Genomic DNA, 23,489 nt, shown 5'->3' with positions numbered 1-23,489 from the left:
TACCATTCAATTTGGTCTACGATGGTATCCTGGTCGTTTCCTACCTACATGAAATCGGTTCGCTTTGTTTTTTGAATGGAATTGTTAACTTATTCCCAGCAATACCGGGCGAGGGACAATCGAACCAGCCTCTTAATTAAAAAAGAATTTATCTTTTATTATCGATGCTTGTCCGTCCTAAAAACCCTAATTGACAACCGGACTGATGTAAAAGAAAACCCAAAATAAAAATAATGTTGCTTATACGGTGTCGGCTTTGATGAAAAGAACCACGCTTATACTAATCACGGGATTTGTTCTCCTATGGAATTCGGGATTTATTGGAGCCGTTTATGGGCTTCCCTACACCGGACCTTTCACCTTGGTTTTTTGGCGGTACCTGGCGCTAACGATGGTAATCGTTTTATACTTGCTGCTAAGACAGCGTTTTCGATGGGTAAGTTGGAGCCTGGCAGCTCCCCATATGCTGATTGGTATTTTGGCTCACGGCCTGTGGCTTACTTGTGTTTTGCTAGCACTGGATTACCAGGTTCCGGCGGGTATTGTGGCATTAATTGTGGCATTACAGCCTTTGGCTACTGGTGCTCTTACCGGAGTGGTTGTTGGCGGGGAACAAGCAAATTGGTACCAATGGTTAGGACTGGTATTGGGCTTTTTGGGCGTTGTTATCACCGTGGCTTTCCGAATTGATTTTGGGAGCTATTCATCCATTTTTGGATACCTTATTCCGTTGGGATCTGTTATTGGCATGACTGGGGCAAGTCTGATACAGCGACGGATGGAAGTAGAAAAAAGAAGTAAAAAATTACCAGTAGACCTCGCCTTGTTCTATCAAAGCCTGGCAACCACTTTGGCCTTGGCGTTACCCGCTATTTTTATTGAAAAATTAGCTACCCAATGGGAGGCCGAATTCATCTACGCCATGATCTGGCTAACGCTTGCTGTTTCACTGGGAGCCTATGTATTGTTATGGCTGTTAATCGAACGAATTGAAGCTACCCGGGTGGCCAGTTTGTTTTACCTGGGGCCTCCCGTAACCATGTTTATGGCCTGGCTTGCTTTTGGAGATAAAATCCAACCAATGGATATTACCGGTCTTGCTATCGTTTTTGTTGGTGTATTCTTATCTCAAGTTAACACGAAGAATCCGTGATCAAATGACCTGTATTCTGGGTTAAATAAGTTCAGGTGATTGGCCTAAGAGTAAAAAGCCTCCTACTGGGTGATCAACGGCTGGCGGCGGCTTATTCCTCTCTGTGAACTACCCCATGTGTTGCTCACCTTAATTCATTCTTCTGCTGAAAAAACCACTCATACATAAAACAAAGCAGGATTAAGCCAAGAAAAACAGATATAGAGAGGCTGTCTTTTTGCCACTGATAATAAAAAAGAGCACCAAATGCAAAGGTAGTCCCTGAAATTCCCAGCACCACTAACCAAATTTTACTTTTAGTTTGATGTCGCAGTTTAAAATTGGCAATATTCACAGCGGTATAAATCATTAAAAACACCAAGCTCCCTACCTCTGCAATCGATTCTAAATTTAACGTATTAGTGATCAGCAGTACAATTCCTCCTGTTATCAATAGTGCTATACCGGACTGGTGTCCAAAAAGATCTTTCGTAAAGAAATATGGTAACTGTTTGGCCTTAGACGTCTCCTGGACCATGTTCACTGGACCATAGACAGTTGCATTTATGGCCGATGCAGTCGAAAATAAAGCCGCAATAGCCATTATCTCAAACCCTAAACTCCCCAACAAAGGCCTGGCAGCCTCTGCCAGCACGTATTCTTTAGCGTTTACTATTTCAGGTATAGAAAGGTTGCCCACCACAACCATTGTGGCCAAAATATAAATAAGCATGACAATGCCAACACTTAAAAACAGCGCTATTGGGAGATTCTTAGATGGTTTTCTTAAATCTTCAGCTGTATTTGCCACAAGGCCGAAACCCTCGTAGGACATGAAAATTACTCCACTGGCGAACACTACATCTGAAAAACGAAATGATGTTGCTGCCATCAGCTCTTCGGTCTGAACTGTAGTTAAGCCAACTGCACAAAACAACAGGAGAACCCCGGTTTTGACCAATACGGTAACTAATTCCGATTTACCTACCAATGAGGCACCTATAAAATTTATAAAAACAAAAAAAATCACAATGAAACTACTCAAAATGGGTAACAGGAATGAACTATTCTCCATTCCTGAAAGCGCAGTTCCGTATTCGCCAAAGGCTTTGGCATAGAGAGAGGTTACAATCAGGTAACCTAACCACATCGCGATATTCAATCCTCCTGCAAATGTACCTTTACCATAGGCCTTGTTTAAATATTCAACGGGCCCGCCTTTACTGGGAAATTTTACGGCAAGTCTGGACACCGAATAGCTGGTTAAGGCAGCAATTATTCCGGCTACTATAAATGAGAGATAGGCAAATTTTCCAGCAATTTGAACGGCAATGCCCATGAGGGCAAAAATCCCGGCTCCGATCATTGCACCTACTCCGATCGAGGTGGCTGTCCATAGGCCCATCGCTTTTTTATCATACTCTTGTCTGTGTTGCATTTCTAAAAAAGGTTTACTATTAAATCGGTAAAGTCTGCGCTTGTTTCTAAAAGGCTTTTAGCTTACTATTCATTTCGTTTTTGATAATTGGAAACTTTCTTTCTAACGCGAAATCGGTCCACACGTTTAAGTATTATTGAGCACTTATTTCATTTTATAACTGTACCAGTTTTTTTGTCGGGACCATTAGATTATGGGAAACCCTTACGGCTTTTTTCTATTCTGTCAGAATATGCCTGAAGACCTAACCTCGCGCCAACTTAACCTTATTGCCAGATTTTTACAAACCTGTCCAATACCTGATCAACAAAGACCTAAATAATTATAAATATTAAAACCGTACAAAACACAAAACAAAGTACTTTTTAAAAAATAAAAATCTGGGTAAATATTTAAAAACAAAATTTACATAAAATTGGTTTTATCTCAGTCTGGTCGAAGCTTTGCAGTATACAGAGAAACATTTCGTACCTTAGAGCCTATTAAAGTGCCTTTTGTCGTTTATTCAAAATCATTTTGATCCATTTGGTTGAAAAGAAAGCGCAGCATTTGCCTTGAAATAAACCAATTGAAACATGCTAAATAATTGAATCAGTAAAGAGCTTTAATTAAAACAATTATTTTGTTAAGTATGACATACAAATAAGTGTTTTTATGCATGAATCCATCCCAATTTATTTTAAAGCTTTATTTCTCGCAACGGTTTTTGCACTATTAGCAGAATTCATTTTAAGTTTTGTTCCAATTCTAAAAAAATATCACATCCCAAGGGCCTTCTTGGGAGGGTTAATCGCTCTTCTCGCTGGTCCTCAGGTTTTTGGGCGAACTCTCGATTTAAATTTTATCTCTCAGGACATACAAGACTCATGGAATGAGTTGGCATTGTTTTTTGTCAATATAGTCTTTGCATGCATTTTTCTGGGAAGAAAAATCCCCAATTTTAAAACTTCAATGAGGTTGGCAATCCCACAAGCTTCATTAGGACAGACGCTCGCTTGGGGGCAGTATTTAATAGGAGGTTTACTCACATTTTTTGTATTGATTCCCATTTTTGACCTGGACCCAAGTGTTGCTAGTTTTATTGAGATAAGTTTTCAAGGAGGCGTGGGAGTTGCCGTAGGAATGGATGAGACATTTAGGTCTATTGGTCTAACTGACGCAAAGTCTATAACAGTAGCTCTTGCACCGTTGGCTATGTTAACCGGAATCTTAAGCGGTATTTTTTTAATTAATTTTAAAAATCAAGATAAAATAATTCATCTTGAACAGCAGGAAAGTAATAAAGAAGTAATAAAAATTAGCAGGTTTCAAAACACTTTCATTATACAACTGGCTATCATCGGAATCGCCATAGTATTGGGTCAGTTGTTATTGGACTCCCTTTACTATATCGAAAGTACGGTATTATTAAAGTTTTTATATAAAACCGAATTTGTACAGTACATCCCATTTTTTCCGTTGGCCTTACTTGGAGGGGCCATTCTACAAGTCCTAATTAATAGATTTATTTCGATTGATATAGTTAATAGAAGAACTGTGAAGCAAATTCAAACCTTTTCTCTGGATGCTGTCATCATTATGGCCATTGGGACCATAAACTTAACCGTTATAAAGGATAACATTATTTTAGTCTTTGTTTTGCTGGTTGCCGGTTTTTTATGGAATATATCTTGCTTTCTATTAACATATAGAATCCTTATTCCAAATTACGCGTTCGAAAGGGGCATCGCTGATTATGGGCAGTCGATGGGGACCACATCTATTGGCTTAATGTTTCAATCTATCGTAGACAAAAACAATAAAAGTAACGGTAAAGAAGCATTTGCATTAAAACAGCTTTTATTTGAACCTTTTGTCGGAGGTGGTTTAATTACAGGGCTTTCTCCACTTATTATACAAAAGATGGGGCTTATTTATTTTACAGGTATATCTTTTGCTCTTACGCTTACTTTTTTTCTTATAGGCTATTTTTACAATAAAAAGAATAAATCACAACAATGACTATTAAAAAAAATTTAACCCTATGAATGAAGTAGACAAGAACATAGGCTCCTTCCCAAAAGATGTTCAGGAAATTCTAAACAAAATTAGAACATAGGTGATAAATGCAGACAGCGAAATAACTGAAGATTATGCTTATGGAATGCCTGCCTATAAAACCAATGGAAGGCCATTAGTTTATTTTGCAGCATTAAAATCTTGACAGGAATTTTAACCGTCTCTCGAACTTTGAATTTATGAGTAAATGGCTTTAACTCTAAGGTCAACCCCTTCGCAAACCTTCGGATTGCAAGGCAAACCCCAGCACATTTGGTATGCTGTTTCCATGATGGTTTGGCTTTTTTTTTAGCTTATCCGCCAACCCAAAAGATCGGACTAGCCGCTAAAAACGAATGGTTGACTTGTGATTTGAGTTAGAAAGGTTCGGTCATCAAAATTGATAAAACCACTACCATTCAGGGTTTCCTTAAGGAGCTTAATCGTATCATAGAGGAGAGTATCGATAACAACAGCATGATAAGCTTGTTTGCTTATGTCTACCAGCGTACTACCTTTGAGATCGCTTGCGAAATTGCTTTGGGTCCTTTTGACGATAACAAACGCCTGGAAAAATTTGACGTGGTATTTGCCCAATTATATCTGGATGCCTACAGCGCCTAAAAAAAAACTAAGAGATAAGCGCCGCCTGGGCCTATGCCTTTGATCAGGTGGACAAGCCACTGATAACTGTTCAACATGTTATGCTGGGAATGAATGCGCATATCAACCTGAATCTCGCTGTGGCAGCAGCACGCAGGAAGGAGTAGGGCTCCAGGGGCTGATAACGATTTGCTTCGGCCGATGGTATCCGGCAGCGGAAACCTGAAATACCAGTTATTGTCGGCTTTGAACTATTCCTAACAAAAAAACCTCCGTTTGGAGGTTTTTTTGTTATTTTTCAGTTCCAATTCCGTTGAAAAAGACGCGCCCAAATGCGGCACCTTTCTCTTAATTGAAGGCTGCCTTAAAGTTTTCCATTTTCTGGTCAACTTGCGTGTCCACCTCAAATGAAAACATGACATCGTCCCACTCAAAAACCACCTCGGCGACTTTGTTATCGGCGGCGGAAATGCTGTAAGAAAGTCTTTCTTTTTGCTTTCCGGTAATTACCGGACTCACACTAATGGCTACTGCATCGTCTTTCGACAGGGCGGCGGCATCTACGGTATCGCCCTGCATGTAAGCGTAAATAGCGTTTCCCTTACTGTTGAAGTGGACGGTCCAGTCTCCTGAAACGGCAGGGGTAATGAATACAGAGTATTTTCCAGGACCGAGCGTTGTCCCACCAATGCTTACGGCAGTGCTAAATTCGATGGTTGTCGGATCGTTGGCACCGGCTCTCCAGGGAACACCATAGGGAACGAGTTCCCCGAATACCATCCTGCCTTTTACGCCGGGTGAAGAGTAATTCATGCTGATGGTGGTAAAACCCACGTTTTGTGAGACAGAAGCTGCCGGACTGGGAGCAGGAGCCTGGATCTGGGAATGAGATTGGTAAACCACTGATAAAAAGAGCATAAGGGTCAGGGCTGCCGCTAAATTGAGGTATTTTGGATTTTTCATATAGTTGAATTTTTAAGGGTTTGAGGCCGGAAAGGTACAAAAGGCAAATGAATATCCAGCATTTCGTACCTCGAAGATTAAGATTGCTTTATGAGGCAAGCTGCAGAATGGCAGCGCCACGAATGTATACAATCCTGCCAATGCTGCCAATTATTTGCTGGATTCAGATGGAAACCAAGCTACCAATGTTGCCCATTTTGACCTCAACTCACCTATTTCCAATGGCATGTGTGACATAAGCAAGTACGTCTATGACCAACGAACGTTCAATCAATTTTTTCAGGAGACCTACGGAGTATACATTCAAAACCAGTCCGAAATTGGCGGTTTTATGTATTATTTTATGATTTTCCGATATTCGTTTTCCTGGGAGCCGCTGGTTTTAGTTGGAGCCCTTTTCAGGCTGATGGGCTGGCTTACCTGGTACGACGTCGTTTATAAAATAAAGCTGGCATCCAGTTTTAATCGGCAAGCTAACTAAACAAGAATTTATCATGCCAGATCGAAAGCAACTATTCTTGAACCATGTATAGTCGTTTTGCCCAGAGTTCATTGATGGGGAACTTGGGGATTAACTTTTTTGATCAACAGATTGATTAAATTAATACCTGAAAACTTGCCTGCCTATTGATGATCCAAAAAAAATTATATAAATTATTGTATGGAATCAGAAAAAAAACCGCTAGCCTGGCCTGTCTTGAATTTCAGAGAAATCCAAGATACCCTAGAAACCCTGCACCAGTGGATTCAAATTGTTGGAAAAATACGCATTCAAACCATGCCCTGGCAAAATCACTCCTGGCATACCACCTTATATCTGAGTGCGCATGGGTACACTACTCAGGTCATTCCCTATGAGGGGAGTTTTTTTCAGATCGATTTTGATTTCAGGCAGCACCAACTTTTCATCTCCTGCGCCCATGGGGCAAGTCTGAGTATGGATCTTCGACCCATGACGGTAGCTGATTTTTACGAGGAGCTGTTCCAGAAGCTTGCCAATCTGGGCATCCATGTGGATATCCATGGGAGTCCCAATGAACTGGAAACTGCCATTCCATTCCAGGAAAATACGATTAACCGGTTCTATGATCCCACTGCTGCCCATACCTTATGGTTGGCCATGGCCAGGGTACACGACGTTTTTAGCCGATTCAGAAGTACGTTTATCGGGAAATGCAGTCCGGTTCATTTGTTCTGGGGTGCCTTTGACCTGGCGGTGACCCGCTTTTCAGGAAGACCTGCACCGCTTCACCCGGGAGGTGCTCCCAACATGCCCTTGGATGTCATGCAGGAAGCCTACTCCAAAGAAGTCAGCAGTGCCGGTTTTTGGCCGGGGTCAAAAGATTTTCCCTCTGCTATCTTTTATTCCTACGCCTATCCGGCGGACCCGCTTTTTAGCGAACAAAAGGTCCTTCCGAAAGCCGCTTTTTACAGCGCTGAAATGGGTGAATTTATGCTGAAATACGAAGACGTGCAACAATCGGATCATCCGGAGGAAATGCTCCTGGATTTTTTGCAAAGCACCTATGAGGCCGCAGCTATCACCTCAAAATGGAATAGAGGAGAATTGGAAAAGCATGCCGATTGATCAGTAAAAAAAGCAACTAGTAATAATCCGGGCGTTTTATTGTCCCAGGCTGCTTTGCCGGCGATTTTAAAGGGACACCAGACCCCTAAGTGATAAAAATCACCACCAATTCACCCGGCTCGGTCTACCTTTACGATTCGTAAAAAACAAGAAAAATAACGAGATTATATTCAATTTACGTTACTTTTGGATTTTAACATTTAGCAATGTCCAACAAACTTCAAAGAGAGACAAATTATTGGAAATTCCCCGCACTTGGAATTTTCATGGGTCTGCTTTTTTTAGTTTTTTTAGGTTTCCACCTAACCGATATGGTGGTGGGAGATGGAGACATTTCATTACACCCAACCAGGGTTTCGGCCGCCGATCCCCACGAAATCCCCGGAAAAACTGCGGATTTCTTCATGGAGGAAGCGGAGGAAAAAGAGGAGGAGAATCAGGAAGAAAAATCATCTAAACATTCCCTGGGTACCGGAAGTACTCCTTTTGGATTCCAGGGAATGAAACCGTTCCTGATTGCACAATCCTTTTTTAGTCCTGCCATTGTTATTTATCCCAAGGTCCCCTTTTACCTACTTTTTCAAAACCTCCGGCTAGATCTGGCCTGAAGCCAATGCGAAAACTGATTTTTTATCAGCCTTTTTAATTTTATCCTTCCACCTTAATTTTCGTTACTTATGGCGCATCGCGTGTCATCGGGCCTGGATCAAGTTATCCACGAATTGGCCCATTACCTTCCTGCACAATCCCCACTTAGGGATTTTGTGCATCACAATACGCTGCATGCATTCCAGCGGTTGCCTTTTCATGAAGCCCTACAAGATGCCGCAGAAAACTTCGGTTTCAAAGTCTATTGGAACCTTGAAAAATACAGGGCACAGTTTCACGAAAAGAAAATCAATGCAGAAATTCTGAAACGGGTAATCATCTCCCATAAAGGTGCAGATGATCTGGCCCATTGGACTCACCGTCTGCTTCATCAACCCCTCTCTGACTATCCCGAATCGCGAGTGGGCCAAATCCGAAAACTCTGGAGAAAGGCCTACAACCTCAATTTGGACAAGGAGGTCCATCAGACGTTATTTCGATTGGTGAGTTCCTACTTGGATCAGGGAATTGCCATCTGGAAATTCCCTGCCAAAACCAACGGGCTTTTAGCCGGTGTCAGGGAATTGGAAAAAAACAGTTTCAGTACCTTTATCAAAAGCGAGCGAGCAAGAAAACTCTTCCTTGACCCCCATACACAATTGGAGGATTTGTTACAGCTATTGGTGGGTAATGACAAATACCATGGCCAGTACCTTTACGACCAGCAATTTGCCCACCCGGGTTGGTCGGGTATGGTGGCAGTGTTGGAGAAAAATGAAAGCAGCCTGCTGGACAAAAGAAAAATTTGCCTCAAAGACCTGATTTTTCTGGAGTGTCTGCTGGAAATAGATGCCTTGGACAGAAGAAGAGGAAATGGATGGGGCGCTTTGGCGGAGTGGATCCCCACAGATTTACCCCTATTATTTGGGAAATCCAGGTATTCGGAATTTTTTGACGTTCATAAACTATGGCAAGAGGCGCTGGAATGGACCTATTACGACCAGGTTATCAGGGGATTACAGCTTAGTCATGAGGAGGATTTTCAAAAAGCAGCATCCTTTCAGGCCATGTTTTGCATAGATGACAGGTGTTGTTCCATCCGGCGCTACGTGGAAAGGTTTGACCCGAATGCGCAAACTTTCGGCACTGCAGGCTTCTTTAACCTCCCTTTCTACTTTCAGCCGGAACATGGGAAGTTTTTGACCAAAGTATGTCCTGCACCAATCACTCCCAGACACCTGATCAAAGAAACCGAATCCAACATCCGACATGAAAAAGATGTGCATTTCAGTAAGCACACCAAGGGGGTCTTCGGCGGATGGGCCATCAGTCAGACCATGGGATTTTGGTCCGCGTTGAAAATGGCCAAAAGCATCTTTTTTCCTGCGGAAACGCCGGCCATGGTCTCTTCCTTCAAGCACATGGACCCCAAAGGTAAACTTAGTATCAAAAACAAGAAACAGCAACAACATGGCCTTCAGGTCGGCTTTACGTTGGAAGAAATGACCGATGCAATGGAAGGCTTGCTAAAAAGCATCGGGTTGGTGAAGGGTTTTGCGCCCTTGATTTATGTAATTGGGCATGGAGCGAGTTCGGTAAACAATACACACTATGCCGGGTACGACTGTGGAGCTTGCAGCGGACGGTCCGGATCGGTCAATGCCCGTGTGGCAGCTTCGATTGGCAACAATCCCGAAGTAAGGGAAATGCTTACCGAAAGAGGAATTCATATTCCCGACACGACCCAATTTGTCGGTGGGCTACATGATACCACCAGGGATGAAATGGAATTTTATGATGAGGAGCTGCTGCTCAAAGCTAACAGACGCTTACATGAAAGAAATAAACAGACCTTCGACACGGCATTGGATTACAATGCCAAAGAAAGGTCCAGAAGATTTCATACCGTCGACTCCAGTCAGGAGGCCAGGAAGGTCCATGAAAAGGTGAAAAAAAGAGCCCTGTCCCTTTTTGTAACCCGGCCGGAATGGAACCACGCTACGAATGCACTCTGCGTCATCGGAAAACGGGAAAATAATCGACACTTGTTTTTAGATAAGCGCGCCTTCTTAAATTCCTATGACCACCGCATTGATCCGGAGGGAAGTTACCTGTTTGGCATACTCAAAGCGGTAGCGCCAGTATGCGGAGGAATCAATTTGGAATATTACTTCTCCAAAGTAGATAACGACAGGTTGGGTGCCGGAAGTAAGCTACCGCACAACGTTATGGGCCTGATCGGTGTAGCCAATGGGATGGATGGGGACTTACGGACAGGATTGCCCTTGCAAATGGTCAATATCCACGACCCGCTTCGGATTTTGATCACGGTGGAGCACTATCCCGAAGTCGTCCTCAAAACCATCAAAACCCATGAACAAACCTATGAGTGGTTTTCCAACGATTGGGTTAAGCTGGTTTGCATCCATCCGGAAAGCAAAAAAGCCTTTGTTTTCAAGGAAGGAGCGTTTGCCGAGTACCAGCCGGTTACACAAACGATCGAAGCCATTCAAAACCTGGATGAGCTCCTCGCCAATACTGCTGAAAACCTCCCCGTTTACCAAATCTCCTGATACCATGGAACATCACATAATGATTGGTTTTTTCGTCTTGTTGCCACTGGTAGCTTTTGTTTTATCCCTGCTGATTCCGGACGGCCATGAAACCAGCTTTTCCAGGTTAGCAATGGGATCGGTAAGTTTGCAGCTATTGGGAATCACAGGCTATATTATCTACTGGATTTTCAGTGGGATGCACCCGGTGAATATCCGGGAGTGGGAAATTTACAATAATGGTCATTACCAGTTTTTGCTGGATTTCTATTTTGACAGCCTTACAGCGGTTTACCTCTGGGTGGGTGCTTTTATTACATTTCTGATAACCCGGTATAGCCGGTTTTACATGCACCTGGAAGAAGGGTACAAACGGTACTTCAATACCTTGCTCTTTTTCTACCTGGCTTACAACGTTACCGTGGTAGCTGGGAATTTCGAAACCTTATTTATAGGATGGGAAATGCTAGGAATCGCTTCCTTCCTGTTGATCGCTTTTTACCGGGATCGCTATTTACCGGTAAGGAATGCAGTAAAGGTTTTCTCGATCTACCGGATTGGGGATATAGGCATTATTCTCGCGATGTGGGCTAGTCATCATCTATGGCACGAAAACATCACCTTTATCAAATTATTGGATGGAGATCTGGTATCCGAACAAATGAGCGCTCACGGGGGTATCGGGTTGTTCATTGCTGTTTGTTTGGCAATTGCGGCTGCAGCCAAATCTGCTCAGTTTCCGTTTTCTTCCTGGTTGCCGCGAGCCATGGAAGGACCGACACCCTCTTCGGCCATATTTTACGGCTCCCTTTCGGTACATTTTGGGGTTTTTCTACTGCTTCGGACCTTCCCCTTTTGGGAGCATCAACTGATGGCTCGAATACTGATAGGAGGTTTGGGCCTGCTGACAGCCTTGCTTGCCTATGCGATTGCGAGGGTGCAAACGACTATTAAAACACAGATAGCCTACGCTTCCATCGCCCAGATAGGGATCATGTTTATCGAAATAGCCTTAGGGCTGCAGCATCTGGTATTGATACACTTCGCAGGAAATGCCTTCCTAAGAACCTACCAACTACTGGTATCTCCTTCGGTGGTTGCCTATATGATCAGGGATCAGTTTTACCATTTCAAGCCCAAACCAATCCGTCTAAAGGATTCTTTCTCCAAAAGATTAGCTTACAGCCTTTATATCCTATCTCTCAAAGAATGGAATTTGGATACGATGCTGAACACGCTGGTCTTCAAACCGGTCAAAAGACTGGGAAGAAAACTTGATTTCCTGACACCCAAAAATCTGTTGCAGTATTTTTTACCCCTCTATCTACTCGGTTTGTTGCTGTATTTCAATCAGGGTGTTATTCCTGAAACCATTCAGTACTACATACCCGGGCTTTTTGGGTTTTTAGGTTTGATGATGGTATTCAAGGCTTTTTCGGAGAGAAATCATCCCAGGCTGGCTTTGATGCTGGTGATGGCTAATCATTTCTGGATAGCCCTGGCAGTGTCCTTTAATGAAACCTTCGATTACAAGCAGACCCTGATTTACCTCAGTGGAGTGGTACTGGCGGGGGGCACAGGATATTGGATACTGAATCGGCTAAGGAATAAGGAGAAGGATCATTTTGACCTGAATCAATATTATGGGCACGTATACGAGCACCCCAAACTTGCCCTGATCTTTTTGCTTGCCGCACTGGCGCTAATGGGCTTTCCTATCAGTCCTACCTTCATTGGAGTGGATTTACTATTCAGCCATATCCATGAAGACCAGTACGTCCTGGCGGCATTTAATGCCATCAGCTTCATCTTTGGGGGCATTGCCCTTATCCGGATCTATGCCCGGCTGTTCCTTGGCCCGCATATCAAAAATTATCATACCACCGCTTTAAAATCTTCTTAATTCAAGTATCATGAAAAATCATTTAATTGAAGTTCCCAAGTCTGGATTGGCCGGACTTCGGGAGAACTGGAAATCGGACCTGGTATCGGGATTCCTGGTTTTCCTTATTGCATTACCACTTTGTTTGGGCATCTCCATGGCTTCCGGCTTTCCGCCAATGGCGGGGATTTTTTCTGCGGTTATCGGTGGATTGGTGGTGACCTTCCTGGGAGGTTCTCATCTGACCATCAAAGGACCTGCTGCCGGATTGATCATCATCGCTGTCGGAGCCGTTTCCGATTTAGGCCAAGGCGATGCCCTAATGGGATACCGGTTAACCTTAGCCGTCATTGTGGTTGCCGGCTTATTGCAGGTCGTATTTGGCTGGGTTAAATCTGGTATCTTAGCCGATTTCTTTCCTTCGGCTGCCGTACATGGCATGTTGGCCGCTATCGGTATTATCATTATTGCGAAGCAATTGTTTACCCTGGTCGGAGTTAAACCGGAGGCCAATGAAACGCTGGAATTGTTCGGGGAGCTTCCTCATGCGCTGACAGCAATAAATCCGGATATTGCCATCATTGGTGGAATCAGTTTACTAATCCTCTTCTTATTTCCCCTAATCAAAAATAAATACCTGCGGATGATTCCGGCACCGCTGCTGGTTATTTTGGTTGCCATCCCCATGGGGATCTATTTTGATCTGGAACACGAACATAAATACCTGTTTCTGGATGGACACGAATACAGCATTGGGCCAAAATTTCTGGTCACCTTACCAGAAAATATGTTGTCAGCCGTGACCTTTCCTGATTTCTCACAGGTATTGACCATGACTTCCATTAAGTACATCATTATGTTTGCGTTGGTGGGAAGCCTGGAGTCGCTGCTCAGTGCAAAGGCGGTAGACAGTCTGGATCCATACCGCAGAAAATCAAATATGAACAAGGACCTGATGGGTGTGGGGCTGGGCAATGTCCTGGCAGGAATGATCGGTGGATTAGCCATGATTTCAGAAATTGTGAGAAGCTCGGCCAATATCAACAATGGAGCTAAAACCGCCTGGTCGAATTTCTTCCATGGTGTCTTTCTTCTCCTTTTTGTGGCCTTTTTCCCCTTGCTGATCCACCAGATACCACTGGCGGCCCTGGCTGCCATGCTGGTGTATACGGGGTATAAACTGAGTTCTCCCAAGGAATTTGTCAACACCTACAAAATCGGAAAGGAGCAGTTATCCATTTTCCTGACCACCCTGCTGGTAACCCTGGCTACGGATTTACTACTTGGAATTGCAGCAGGCATTCTGCTCAAAATGATCATCCACTTTGCTAATGGCCTTCCGCTGAAATACCTGTTTAAGCCCTTATTTACGGTTAGTTTTGAGGAAGAAAAGGAGGAGTATACCGTTTTTGTACATCATTCTGCTGTTTTCAGCAACTACATCAACCTTAAAAAATCGTTGGATAGCCTCCCAAAAGGAAAAAGTATCCGGATTGATTTTACAAATGCCAATTTGATAGACCATACGGTAATGGAAAACTTACACCAGTACCAACATGAGTACCAGCATGGGCAGGGGAAATTCACACTCTGTGGCATGAGCCACTTGCAGCAACGATCCGATCACCACCTGTCTGGCAGGAAATTGCAAAAGATTAAAAACTAACATCAAAGAGCCAGGTTTGCTGAACAGGAAGTTGATATACTTGACAAACTGACCTTATCAACTCCTGAAGGTGCTATTGACTATGTACTGATCGACTCCCACAAAGATAACTGAGGGTTACTTTAGCGATGGTGGCATGGTCTGTAGGCCTGCGCTTCATTTTCGGTAAATGTAATTTCTACATCCGGTTTTTTAATTCCTCTGATCCCGTTTTACGCTGTCTTTTGCCCAATAGTTTTTGATTGCCGAATAGAATGTTCCAGGTGACCCGCACCTGTCTTTCGGAAAAATTATTTAAACCAAATGTTTTGACACCTAATTCCGGCTGATGATACTCCCATCTTCTTTTTCCAGCGGTATTGGTAACATCCTGAACAGTGAAACTTAACGAACCGCCAGATGAAAAATTCTTTCTGACCCCCAGATTGAGGGCAGGATAATCAAATACGCGTTGGTCTCCAACCAAATAACTACTCCTATACCTCCCGTCTATGCCTATTGACCAGTCATTGGGTAAGAGAAAGTTATTAATCAATTGTACAGAGTAGGTGAGTATATCCTTTTCGAATACCATCGGCCGACTGGATTCTTCTTTTACCTGGTGATGATAGGCAGTTAGGTTCCAGTTCATCTCCCACCAGGCCGCAGGAGCTATTGGAAAACTAAGAATAGCTTCTAGTATTCTATTCGGTTCAACGTTTCTGAGCCTCTGAAGGCGAAAGGTGAAACCTTTCTTTAAATATTCTGCTAAAGTGCGAAGCGTTATTGAAACCTGATTCAAATACTACCTCACTTACACTCTTGCTTGTAGTTTCCAGTAGTGCTTTCGCTCTTTTTAATCGTCTTTCGGTGATCCATTTTCCCGGAGAGATCTTGTAATAGGCTATAAAGTCACGTTTAAAAGTAGATAAGCTCCTGTTTGAGATATTGGCAAAATCCTGTATTTTGAGATCGTACATATAATTAGCCTCCATCACTTCCCAAATGGGTGTTTGATACCTGTCTACAATTCGAATAATGTAGGCAAGAATGTGTTTGTTTTCGGGATGGGCAAAAATATTGTAAAGCAGTTCCTTGAACTTGCTTTCTAAGATGCTGTGTGGTAATTTTTTATTGGTTCCGAAATAAGGCAACAAGCTTTGATAACCCATTCGGATCTGGTTATCCATTGCAAATGTCTCCAACATTTCGACGTTGGGTTCTGGCAGGTCATTCAAATTCAGAAAGGGTCTAAATTCATCAAAAATGGAGCGCAAATAGTCATCTTTAAGATAAAATACCATTACGTCCCAGCCCTCATAATCAGGCGGCAGCTCTTGCAAAAAAGCACATTTTTTCACCAATAAGCCCTTATTGGGATTTGAAACCCAGGTTTTTTTACCATGATGAAAAATACGTTTTCCACTTATCGTAAAATTGAATTGGGTATGCTTAGCATATAGGTGTAGGATTTTATCTCTCTGAGGACAACTGTAGTATAAAAACAAGGTGTCTTCCAAGGAAAATTGTTGAAAGATATCCGGACGAGATTTTTGTACATCGAATAAATCCATGTTGTTTTATTTGAATGACTTTATTAGCAGCCGAGGATACCGTATACGCTTAGATTTCGACGCAAATAGCGATCAACATACACACGTTAATTATATACTAAACTATTCAATTTTAGCGATTCAGCGGGCATTAGGTTATATAGTGTTCGTACCCTTTATGGTTAATATAAGTTAAAAAGTTGACCATTCCAATCGGTGAGCAGCGCATGCAGATATTTACCCGTATGCCTAAAGCCCTGAAATAATCCCGGATAGCACCGCCGATCGGAAGCCAAAACGAAGGGCAGGAAGTTCTTCTTTATTAAATACACCTTTAGCCAGACAGCTGTTTTTGTATCCCAGTCGACCTGAAAACCATGTAAGGAAGCCATTAGGTCGGATAAGGAGAGCTGACCCAGAACCGCAACCAGCACCCCCTGTTTTACGCCCCTTACAGTTGTTTGGTTAGGAGAATTTATTTTACTGGGATTCAGGCAATCTAAAAAAATAAAATCAATGAAAATTTATTTCTGATACGCTCCTTGGGCATAGGAGGCCACAATACTACTATTGGGCGTTTTGCGATTATTTGGATAATCGAAGAAATAGATACCCGCAGGCAATCCATTTTTAAAAATGATTTCAACCCAGCCTTCGCTCGCCCCACTAAATCCTGTATAATTATAATTCGCTTTTATTGAAGTAGGCCTTCCCTGATTGTCTTGAGCCTGGACCGTAACTCCGGAGATGCTTCCTGGCTTATATCGATTAAACATCCATGTTTTTGACTGATCAGCGACCAGATCGTCTATCAATTTATTTAAATCTTGTAATCCCGTCGGTCCTCCGGATTTTTTCACGGCGACATATTTGCTCTCCTCTTCCATGCGAACGGGAGACTTGTTTAAAGCAAAGGCCTTTAAGTTATCTTCAAATCTCCTGATTCCAGGGCTATTACAATCGTTTAACTCAAAAATTTGAGCCATATCAAATTGCAAAGCCTTGGATTTGTGAAATCGATCTAAATTATTACCAATAGGATTTTGGTCCGAAACGATATCCACGAAGTTTTTCAATGCATTCCGATTATAAATTCCTTCTACTTCCAAATAAGCAGCGTACAAATCAGAACGAGCGTACAGGCCCGATCCCTCGGTAGTCCATTCTATACATGTCGAAGTCCTGCTAATTTCGACACCATATCCATTTTTTGTAATTTGTTCTTGCTCTCTTGCGCATATCGTATTCATGATTTCTTCCTTGTCCTTAGGTAGGAAGTCAGGACATTGTCGGGCGTAGCTTCTTAGATAGGAGTTAAAGATTTGGACAAACTCCAATTCTTCGCGACTCATTTCAATATTTTCAAAGTGACCTCTATAAATAAAATCGAAAAGTTCGGCATTGTATAAGCCATCCGTATTAAACTCCAAGTCTTGCGCCTGAACCTGTAGCAATATAGAGGAGACATTAGATAATATTACTATCAAATAAAATTTTAGGGATATTTGTCTGGGAAAACTCATGTCCATAAATTTTAATGTTGAAGATAAGATAGTTGAAGTTAAAAAATTCTGCAGGACAAGTCAATAATTTCAATGCATTAATAAATGAAGTTAGAGAGAATTTTGAAATTCGGATCCTATTCTCCAGTAAAACAAATTTATTTCGACGCTGGCTGCAGCCGCTCCCTTTTATTCATTCTTTCACCCTCATAATCCCCTGCATCACATATGCATGTCCTGGAAAAGTACATACATAGGTATACTCTCCAGGAACAGCCGGCGCTTCAAAATAGATGGTTTCAGAAGTTTCCGGGGAAAGAATGTTGGTATGGTAGAGCACCTTATCAGAATCGGGGATATAATCTTTTTGGGAACCTTTCAATCCCATCTCTAAGGCCATCTCTCCTACTTCGATGGCGGTATTTGGCTGTACGATCACCAGGTTGTGCATCATATCGTCATTGTTATTAAAGGTGACCTTTACCTTGCTCCCTGCCTTTACTTCAAAATTCTCCAGATCGTATTTCAAGCCGGGTTTTGTCCCCATCACAATGGTTTGGTCCGGCCCATCTGACCAGGATTCAGGCATTTCTGTCATTCTTTTCGGAGAATTTTCCGTAGTTGCTGCCGCTGAAGTAGCTGCGCTTGCCTCTTTGGATGTACTTCCATCGCTATTTTGGTGGCCTTGGTGGGAGTTGGCAGGTGAATTCTCTACTAGCGAAAGGTTCACTTTTTCACCGGCCGGAATTTCATTAAGGGTATAATAACCAGCGGCATGCAATAAATCCATACCCGTTTCGGACGAAATACCCGCGGCATTTATTTCGTGAATATACCCCTTCTTCAAACCATCTACCACCAATCTCACAGACATCCTGTCCTCTGCTACAATCGCCGCTTTAACAGCAAGATCTTCTAACTCGATGACAGGACTCCCGTAATTGTGGTGGTACTTGTAGTTAAAACTGGATAGTTGATAGGAGTCCGGATTTTTGGCCACCGATTCCTTAACAGGAAGGGTGAATTCCAATTCGAATCCATCAGGTTTGGCTTTTACGGTTTTGATTTCAAAAGGTACTTTACCTGTCCAAACCAGTCGTTGCAATCCAAACGGATCCTTTCCCGTGGAACCCCAGCCTCTGCTCGTCATGCCCACAAATAAGGAAGCATCCTTGCCCCATACCATTCGCAGTATACCGGAAGAAAAACCTTCTCTAAAGGGGAAGGCCACTCCCTGGTAGACACCGTTTACTTTTTCCAGGTAAACCCTTACGATCTTGCTATGCCCCTGATCTCCCACAAAGAGTTGGTCGGTAAAGGGCCCAAATGCTCCACCGGATTGGTCGGTAAGAATAGCGGAGGTGGAAATCCCCATAAGGCCATGAGGAAGCCAGACGGCCGGGGTCTTGAATCCGGGAATGTCGGCAGCTACCTTGGACATGGGTTGTCCCGTATCGGGTATATCTTCGGGCTTCAATTTAACGGGGGATTCTTCCAGATGACTCCAGACAAGGCCTTCCGGATTCCCCACGAAATCGCCTTTCTCTACGTGGGTAATGCGGCCGGAACCCACCCAGTCCCCTTGGTTTTCCGTATAAAAAACATCCCCTTCTGCATTGTAGCCAAATCCGGCAGGAGACCTCATTCCAGATGCGACCGGAGTCATTTCACCATCCGGAGAAACGTTCATCATCCAGCCGCGCCATTTTGCCAGGCTGGCCCCATGCCCTATCCAACCTAAATTCAAGGTGATAAGCATGTCACCCTCCGGAGTGAATAAGGGGCCATAGGAATATTCGTGGTAGTTTCCCGAAAGGGGCCAGGAAACGACCGTCTCGTAAGCATCTGCCTCCCGGTTTCCGGTTTTATCTGTTAATCTGGTTAGCTCGGACCGTTGACTGGTATACAGACTTCCCTCGTGGTAGGCAAGCCCTAGCGGTTCGTGTAAACCGGATGCAAAGCGGCTGAATTCGGGAATCCGGGAACCGGTCATATAGGGGTTTTCTATTAGCCAGACCTCCCCTCTTCGCGTGGCGACCCCCAAACTTCCATCTGGAATAATGGCCATGCCACCCACCTCAAGTTCAATGCCATCGGGAATAGGGATGTCCACTATCGAATAGTAATCTTCTTCCTGGGCAATCAAATCCTCCGGGTCCGCTGCCTGTTGGGCAGGCAACGAAACCGAAATAAGTAAGGAAAACCCTGCTAATAAGCATCCCAAAAACCTATTGGAATGCGATTTTTGGAGTAAAAAATTGAGTTTAGCATTCCTGATTAACAATCCATTATCATCTAATTTCATATGCTTATTTTTCAATAAATTCTTTTTTTTAATTATCCGAAACCCATCAGAAAATAATACTGTATTTCATTTGTCCGTTTTCTTCTGTTGAGTTCAGTGGAAATAACAATTCCTGACCCTTAGCCGTATTTCGTAACAAGGAATCCTCCAGCATAGGTGCAGCTGTTTTTACATAGTATTCACCTTCGTTCACCAGGTAAATTCCCTCGCCAAGATCCGCTATTTTATCCGCAGCGATTATCCGGGCCCAAACATCCGGTGTTTTTTGAGGATTCGCATAGCGGATGGTCCGGGTTAAAAATTTTCCGTCACTTTCCGGTTCAAAGAAGTCTTCAACAGCTATTTGCTCAAGGGCATAGTTAAAAGTAGGCCGTCTGTCCCGATTTAAGGTATATCCCTGAATTTGAATCAGATCACTACTGAGAGAATCCGGCCAGGGACTGTCCGTATTTTCTAATTTGGCCAGGAAAGGGCCCTCTGCCAATTCGACAATTGCTCCTGTGGGTAGCATCAACTGCGAGGTCCCCCTTTGTCTCCACATGGGAGAGGTGTCCAGATAGCCTCCCCTCCAAATACTCAAGATCGCTCCTTGTTGAAGATCATAGGCAAAGTTTGAACCCGATGGTTCTCCTACCGCTACCACATGCGTCTTTTTCTCGTCTTTATGCTGGAAAAACCCGCGTGTAATCATAGGTTCCTGTAATGGTCCCAAATAAATCGGTTTCTGGATAGCAGATTCTTTGTAAGAATTCGGATCGTGCAAGGGACTTTTTTTGATCCCCGGACCTTCTATATAAACGCCGAGTTGTGGACTTCTGCCCGGATAATTATTTTTGTAAAACACCAATTGAAAGGGGATCGTACCTTTTTCCAGCGATAAGGTCCTGCTCCTGGGGGGATTGTTGGGGAATTGGGTTTCATCAGCTAATACATTTTGGCCATCCAAAAAAAGGCTGGTCTTACCGAAAGCAGCCAGGGAAAAGGTATGCTCTCCTGATTTCGAAATTTCCAAATTCCCGGTATACACATATGCAAAATCAAGCACCCCATGGCCCAGGTCCCAGGTTATTTTATTGAGTTGCCCGCTTTCGTTTGGGGGATTCCCCAGGAACTCCTCATTTGATTGGAACTTACCTTCATGATAGGCAAATTTCAAGTCCGTGATTTCAGGAACCGGATCTCCATAGGGTTTGTACTTTATATTTCTGATCGCTACCGAACCATGATCCCCTTGAATCATAAGCGGGCCAAGCGGTTTTTCGTCTTCGAACAAGGCGGAACGGGTCGGTCCGGTCACCTCTACGTTTTCATGGACCAATACCCCGTTCAAATAGACCTGGCTAAAAGTTGCATTCCTTATTTTTTTACCTGCAGCATCAAATCTTGGGGCTTCGAAATCGATTTTTACCTTTTGCCACAAACCAGGTGCCTTGCTCGCATTGGTACGCGGCGGCTTTCCTTCAAAGCCCTGTTGTTTTTCTTCATCCCAGCGCTGGTAAATCCCTCCTGCATCTCCGGAATTGGGATTGGTTTTACCCCAACTATCCAAAATCTGAATTTCATAGCGCCCCTGTAGGTAAATCCCGGAATTGGACCCTTTGGGAACCATGAACTCCAGTTCCAATTCCATATCTCCATGCTCAAACCCTGAAATCAAATGCGGACCGTTTTTTGACTTTGGTGGATTCACCAGAATGCCCGTTCCCTGACTTGTTGACAAAAACGAATCCTGCTCCCAATCGGTCGTCACCCCTCCTACCAATTCCCATGTTTTGGGGATGTCGCCAAATTGGTTCCAATCATCAATAACAATCACCTCTTGTGCAGAAAGGCTACCCCAAAAAACAAAGCACAAGGGCAAAAGGAGTTTTCTAAATTTTATGCTAAAGATCATATACAATATTTCTTAAGTAGTTTGTTCGTAATTTCTCATTTACCAGACTTTATTCATCTTTTATCAGATACCCTTTGGCCTTGTTTTCCGAAATCAACTTGTCCATTTTTGCCGTCTCCAATGATACGTTCCCGTCAGCAAGGCATAGCGGCTCGGAGAACAAATCCCGGAGGAACTGTGGGCATTGGTAAAACGCATCCCTTCTGATGCCAGCTGGTCCAGATGAGGAGTCGGAATTTTGGATGTTGAGATCTCCGTATCCCATATTATCCGCATAGATAATGACAACGTTTGGAGCGCTGTTCTCCAGTTTCTCGGAACATGAGAAAAATGCCAGAACCAGGTCCGTAACGACATGGGGCCACCTCACTACAAGGTCAAGAATTTTAGCTTTTAGTTTCATTGATTCGTTACTCTTTGCTGGACTAACCGGTGGACAATGGAATCACACTTCGTTGAATAATAGGCTATTTTTTCAGCATACTTCTCCTCTAACGCCAGGTTATTGACCTCATTAACGTCCGATTGATGATGATACAATTCGATCAAATCACTGTCATCGTAGCGAATAAATTTAAATTCCTCATCCCGGTAACCGGATGTCTTAAGTAGCTTGGGATTGTTTTCAAGCCGGTGTTCCAGGTATACCCCGGTGCGCCATGAGTCCGGGGATCCGTCCAAGAATGGGGTGAGGCTTTCTCCCTGATAATCGTCCGGTATGGCTACCCCCGCCAAAGATAAAATGGTAGGCGTGACATCCACATTCAAGACCATCTGGGAAAGGGTCTTGCTTCGCTTGCTCTCAGGCTGACGGGGATCATAAATGATCAACGGAACCCGAATGGAAGTTTCGTGTAACAGCCATTTACCGGCATAGCCTCTTTCCCCCATAAAATAACCGTTATCCCCCATAAAGATGATAACCGTATTGTCGGCCACTCCCGCTTCGTCCAGGGTCAATCGAATCCTTGACAAAACGCTATCCACGGTGCTAATCATCCGATAGTGGCCTTTTACCATTTTCTGGTGCTTCTCCGGGGTATCAAATCGCCAATACCACCTTTCCCGGTTCATGGTGTTTTGTAAAAATTCAGGTAAACTATCATAAAAAGAAGGATCGGCTGTTTCCGGCACCGGAATGCTCACATCCCGGTATAAATGATCCATATACTCCGGCCAAAAATATTGCTCTTCTGCCCCATCATCTGCATGTGGAGACCAAAAGGAAAGGGAAAGGCAGAAAGGCTGGTCCGTACTAGCATTAATAAAGTCAATGGCAAGGTCCCCATTGATATCTGCCAGGTGAACCTCTTCACCTTCCACTTCTTTTAAGTAGGGCCAAAAGGTTTTGTCCATCTGGTGAAAAATGGAATCTTCAATCCCTTCATTGACCTTCACCCCAAACTTCCCCACGAAACCGGTACGGTAACCGGCCTTTTTGAGAAGGTTTGGATAGCTATTGACCATATAGGCATCCTGCAAGGGAGGTTTGCCAAACGTAAAATCATGTGTCCGCTCATACAGGCCGGTAAACAGAGACGCCCGGCTTGCCGCACAAATAGGCGTGGTTACAAAGGCATTTTCAAAATACAAGCCTTCAGCGGCCAACTTATCCATATTCGGCGTATGAATAATGTCATTTCCGGCAAATCCCAAGGCATCCCATCGCTGATCATCGGTCAAGATAAAAATGATATTTGGCTTTTCGTTTTCGGTGGCACCCTCCTTTTCCGGAACCTGACAACTCCAGCAACCGATTACTAAAAGTAGGACTGCAAGGCTTTTTCCTTTTATTTGACTTCGCATG

Annotated in this window: 19 protein-coding genes; 10 read left to right on the top strand and 9 right to left on the bottom strand. The window is 43.5% G+C overall.

What is annotated here, in order from left to right:
- Positions 1–259: 259 nt before the first annotated feature.
- Positions 260–1,153 carry a DMT family transporter gene (locus tag GJS45_RS04230; protein ID WP_162340477.1) on the top strand — a complete coding sequence of 298 codons (894 nt, stop codon included), beginning with the start codon at positions 260–262 and terminating at the stop codon, positions 1,151–1,153.
- Between the two features lie 124 nt (positions 1,154–1,277).
- On the opposite strand, the gene GJS45_RS04225 is transcribed toward GJS45_RS04230, so the two are convergent.
- Complete coding sequence (locus GJS45_RS04225) at positions 1,278–2,570, bottom strand: APC family permease (RefSeq protein ID WP_162340213.1); 1,293 nt, start codon at positions 2,568–2,570, stop codon at positions 1,278–1,280.
- 654 nt (positions 2,571–3,224) lie between these two features.
- Between GJS45_RS04225 and GJS45_RS04220 the strand changes: the two genes are divergently transcribed.
- The 3 genes from GJS45_RS04220 to GJS45_RS24045 all read left to right on the top strand — a co-directional run bounded on the left by GJS45_RS04220 (position 3,225) and on the right by GJS45_RS24045 (position 5,377).
- Positions 3,225–4,571 carry a sodium/glutamate symporter gene (locus GJS45_RS04220; RefSeq protein ID WP_162340212.1) on the top strand — a complete coding sequence of 449 codons (1,347 nt, stop codon included), beginning with the start codon at positions 3,225–3,227 and terminating at the stop codon, positions 4,569–4,571.
- 429 nt (positions 4,572–5,000) lie between these two features.
- Positions 5,001–5,231, top strand: coding sequence for a DUF5995 family protein (locus GJS45_RS23910; protein ID WP_317165089.1), 231 nt, complete (start codon positions 5,001–5,003; stop codon positions 5,229–5,231).
- Positions 5,232–5,245: 14 nt separating this feature from the next.
- Positions 5,246–5,377 carry a DUF5995 family protein gene (locus tag GJS45_RS24045; RefSeq protein ID WP_394351324.1) on the top strand — a complete coding sequence of 44 codons (132 nt, stop codon included), beginning with the start codon at positions 5,246–5,248 and terminating at the stop codon, positions 5,375–5,377.
- Positions 5,378–5,558: 181 nt separating this feature from the next.
- On the opposite strand, the gene GJS45_RS04210 is transcribed toward GJS45_RS24045, so the two are convergent.
- Entirely contained in the window at positions 5,559–6,173 is a 615-nt protein-coding gene (locus tag GJS45_RS04210; RefSeq protein WP_162340210.1) for a DUF2911 domain-containing protein, read from the bottom strand.
- A gap of 154 nt (positions 6,174–6,327) precedes the next feature.
- Between GJS45_RS04210 and GJS45_RS04205 the strand changes: the two genes are divergently transcribed.
- From GJS45_RS04205 to GJS45_RS04180, 6 genes are all read left to right on the top strand, one after another.
- Positions 6,328–6,654 carry a hypothetical protein gene (locus tag GJS45_RS04205; protein WP_162340209.1) on the top strand — a complete coding sequence of 109 codons (327 nt, stop codon included), beginning with the start codon at positions 6,328–6,330 and terminating at the stop codon, positions 6,652–6,654.
- A gap of 180 nt (positions 6,655–6,834) precedes the next feature.
- Complete coding sequence (locus tag GJS45_RS04200) at positions 6,835–7,761, top strand: DUF5996 family protein (RefSeq protein WP_162340208.1); 927 nt, start codon at positions 6,835–6,837, stop codon at positions 7,759–7,761.
- A gap of 206 nt (positions 7,762–7,967) precedes the next feature.
- A complete protein-coding gene (locus GJS45_RS04195; RefSeq protein ID WP_162340207.1) occupies positions 7,968–8,369 on the top strand; it encodes a hypothetical protein in 402 nt (133 codons plus the stop codon).
- A gap of 69 nt (positions 8,370–8,438) precedes the next feature.
- Entirely contained in the window at positions 8,439–10,922 is a 2,484-nt protein-coding gene (locus GJS45_RS04190) for a YbcC family protein (protein WP_162340206.1), read from the top strand.
- Between the two features lie 4 nt (positions 10,923–10,926).
- Positions 10,927–12,804, top strand: a complete 1,878-nt coding sequence (locus GJS45_RS04185) for a proton-conducting transporter transmembrane domain-containing protein (protein WP_162340205.1) — start codon at positions 10,927–10,929, stop codon at positions 12,802–12,804.
- Between the two features lie 10 nt (positions 12,805–12,814).
- Positions 12,815–14,449: a SulP family inorganic anion transporter gene (locus GJS45_RS04180; protein ID WP_162340204.1), complete on the top strand. Its 1,635-nt coding sequence runs from the start codon at positions 12,815–12,817 to the stop codon at positions 14,447–14,449.
- A 178-nt stretch (positions 14,450–14,627) separates the two neighbouring features.
- On the opposite strand, the gene GJS45_RS04175 is transcribed toward GJS45_RS04180, so the two are convergent.
- From GJS45_RS04175 to GJS45_RS04145, 7 genes are all read right to left on the bottom strand, one after another.
- Entirely contained in the window at positions 14,628–15,230 is a 603-nt protein-coding gene (locus GJS45_RS04175; protein WP_162340203.1) for an outer membrane beta-barrel protein, read from the bottom strand.
- Positions 15,142–16,002 carry a helix-turn-helix domain-containing protein gene (locus GJS45_RS04170; RefSeq protein WP_162340202.1) on the bottom strand — a complete coding sequence of 287 codons (861 nt, stop codon included), beginning with the start codon at positions 16,000–16,002 and terminating at the stop codon, positions 15,142–15,144. Before GJS45_RS04170 ends, GJS45_RS04175 begins: the two co-directional genes overlap by 89 nt.
- A gap of 503 nt (positions 16,003–16,505) precedes the next feature.
- A complete protein-coding gene (locus tag GJS45_RS04165) occupies positions 16,506–17,504 on the bottom strand; it encodes a hypothetical protein (protein ID WP_162340201.1) in 999 nt (332 codons plus the stop codon).
- A gap of 172 nt (positions 17,505–17,676) precedes the next feature.
- Positions 17,677–19,788, bottom strand: a complete 2,112-nt coding sequence (locus GJS45_RS04160) for a plastocyanin/azurin family copper-binding protein (RefSeq protein ID WP_162340200.1) — start codon at positions 19,786–19,788, stop codon at positions 17,677–17,679.
- 46 nt (positions 19,789–19,834) lie between these two features.
- Positions 19,835–21,682, bottom strand: a complete 1,848-nt coding sequence (locus tag GJS45_RS04155; RefSeq protein WP_162340199.1) for a family 16 glycoside hydrolase — start codon at positions 21,680–21,682, stop codon at positions 19,835–19,837.
- A 49-nt stretch (positions 21,683–21,731) separates the two neighbouring features.
- A complete protein-coding gene (locus GJS45_RS24165) occupies positions 21,732–22,085 on the bottom strand; it encodes a hypothetical protein (protein WP_449506088.1) in 354 nt (117 codons plus the stop codon).
- Complete coding sequence (locus GJS45_RS04145) at positions 22,082–23,488, bottom strand: sulfatase family protein (protein WP_162340198.1); 1,407 nt, start codon at positions 23,486–23,488, stop codon at positions 22,082–22,084. The genes GJS45_RS24165 and GJS45_RS04145 overlap by 4 nt, the downstream gene beginning before the upstream one ends.
- Position 23,489: the final 1 nt, after the last annotated feature.

Origin of the sequence: Cyclobacterium salsum, assembly GCF_010119245.1 — a bacterium.
In the GTDB taxonomy this organism is placed as follows: Bacteria; Bacteroidota; Bacteroidia; order Cytophagales; family Cyclobacteriaceae; genus Cyclobacterium; species Cyclobacterium salsum.
Note: the sequence above shows the minus strand (reverse complement) of the source record. Positions and strands in the feature narration are given on the sequence as shown.

Excerpts from the sequence above, each read along its gene's own strand:
- GJS45_RS04190 (WP_162340206.1), top strand. The coding sequence starts at position 8,439 with ATGGCGCATCGCGTGTCATCGGGCCTGGATCAAGTTATCCACGAATTG.
- GJS45_RS04165 (WP_162340201.1), bottom strand. The coding sequence starts at position 17,504 with ATGAGTTTTCCCAGACAAATATCCCTAAAATTTTATTTGATAGTAATA.
- GJS45_RS04185 (WP_162340205.1), top strand. The coding sequence starts at position 10,927 with ATGGAACATCACATAATGATTGGTTTTTTCGTCTTGTTGCCACTGGTA.
- GJS45_RS04230 (WP_162340477.1), top strand. The coding sequence starts at position 260 with ATGAAAAGAACCACGCTTATACTAATCACGGGATTTGTTCTCCTATGG.
- GJS45_RS04210 (WP_162340210.1), bottom strand. The coding sequence starts at position 6,173 with ATGAAAAATCCAAAATACCTCAATTTAGCGGCAGCCCTGACCCTTATG.
- GJS45_RS04220 (WP_162340212.1), top strand. The coding sequence starts at position 3,225 with ATGCATGAATCCATCCCAATTTATTTTAAAGCTTTATTTCTCGCAACG.
- GJS45_RS24165 (WP_449506088.1), bottom strand. The coding sequence starts at position 22,085 with ATGAAACTAAAAGCTAAAATTCTTGACCTTGTAGTGAGGTGGCCCCAT.
- GJS45_RS04180 (WP_162340204.1), top strand. The coding sequence starts at position 12,815 with ATGAAAAATCATTTAATTGAAGTTCCCAAGTCTGGATTGGCCGGACTT.
- GJS45_RS04170 (WP_162340202.1), bottom strand. The coding sequence starts at position 16,002 with ATGGATTTATTCGATGTACAAAAATCTCGTCCGGATATCTTTCAACAA.
- GJS45_RS04225 (WP_162340213.1), bottom strand. The coding sequence starts at position 2,570 with ATGCAACACAGACAAGAGTATGATAAAAAAGCGATGGGCCTATGGACA.
- GJS45_RS04160 (WP_162340200.1), bottom strand. The coding sequence starts at position 19,788 with ATGAAATTAGATGATAATGGATTGTTAATCAGGAATGCTAAACTCAAT.
- GJS45_RS04200 (WP_162340208.1), top strand. The coding sequence starts at position 6,835 with ATGGAATCAGAAAAAAAACCGCTAGCCTGGCCTGTCTTGAATTTCAGA.
- GJS45_RS04155 (WP_162340199.1), bottom strand. The coding sequence starts at position 21,682 with ATGATCTTTAGCATAAAATTTAGAAAACTCCTTTTGCCCTTGTGCTTT.
- GJS45_RS04145 (WP_162340198.1), bottom strand. The coding sequence starts at position 23,488 with ATGCGAAGTCAAATAAAAGGAAAAAGCCTTGCAGTCCTACTTTTAGTA.
- GJS45_RS04195 (WP_162340207.1), top strand. The coding sequence starts at position 7,968 with ATGTCCAACAAACTTCAAAGAGAGACAAATTATTGGAAATTCCCCGCA.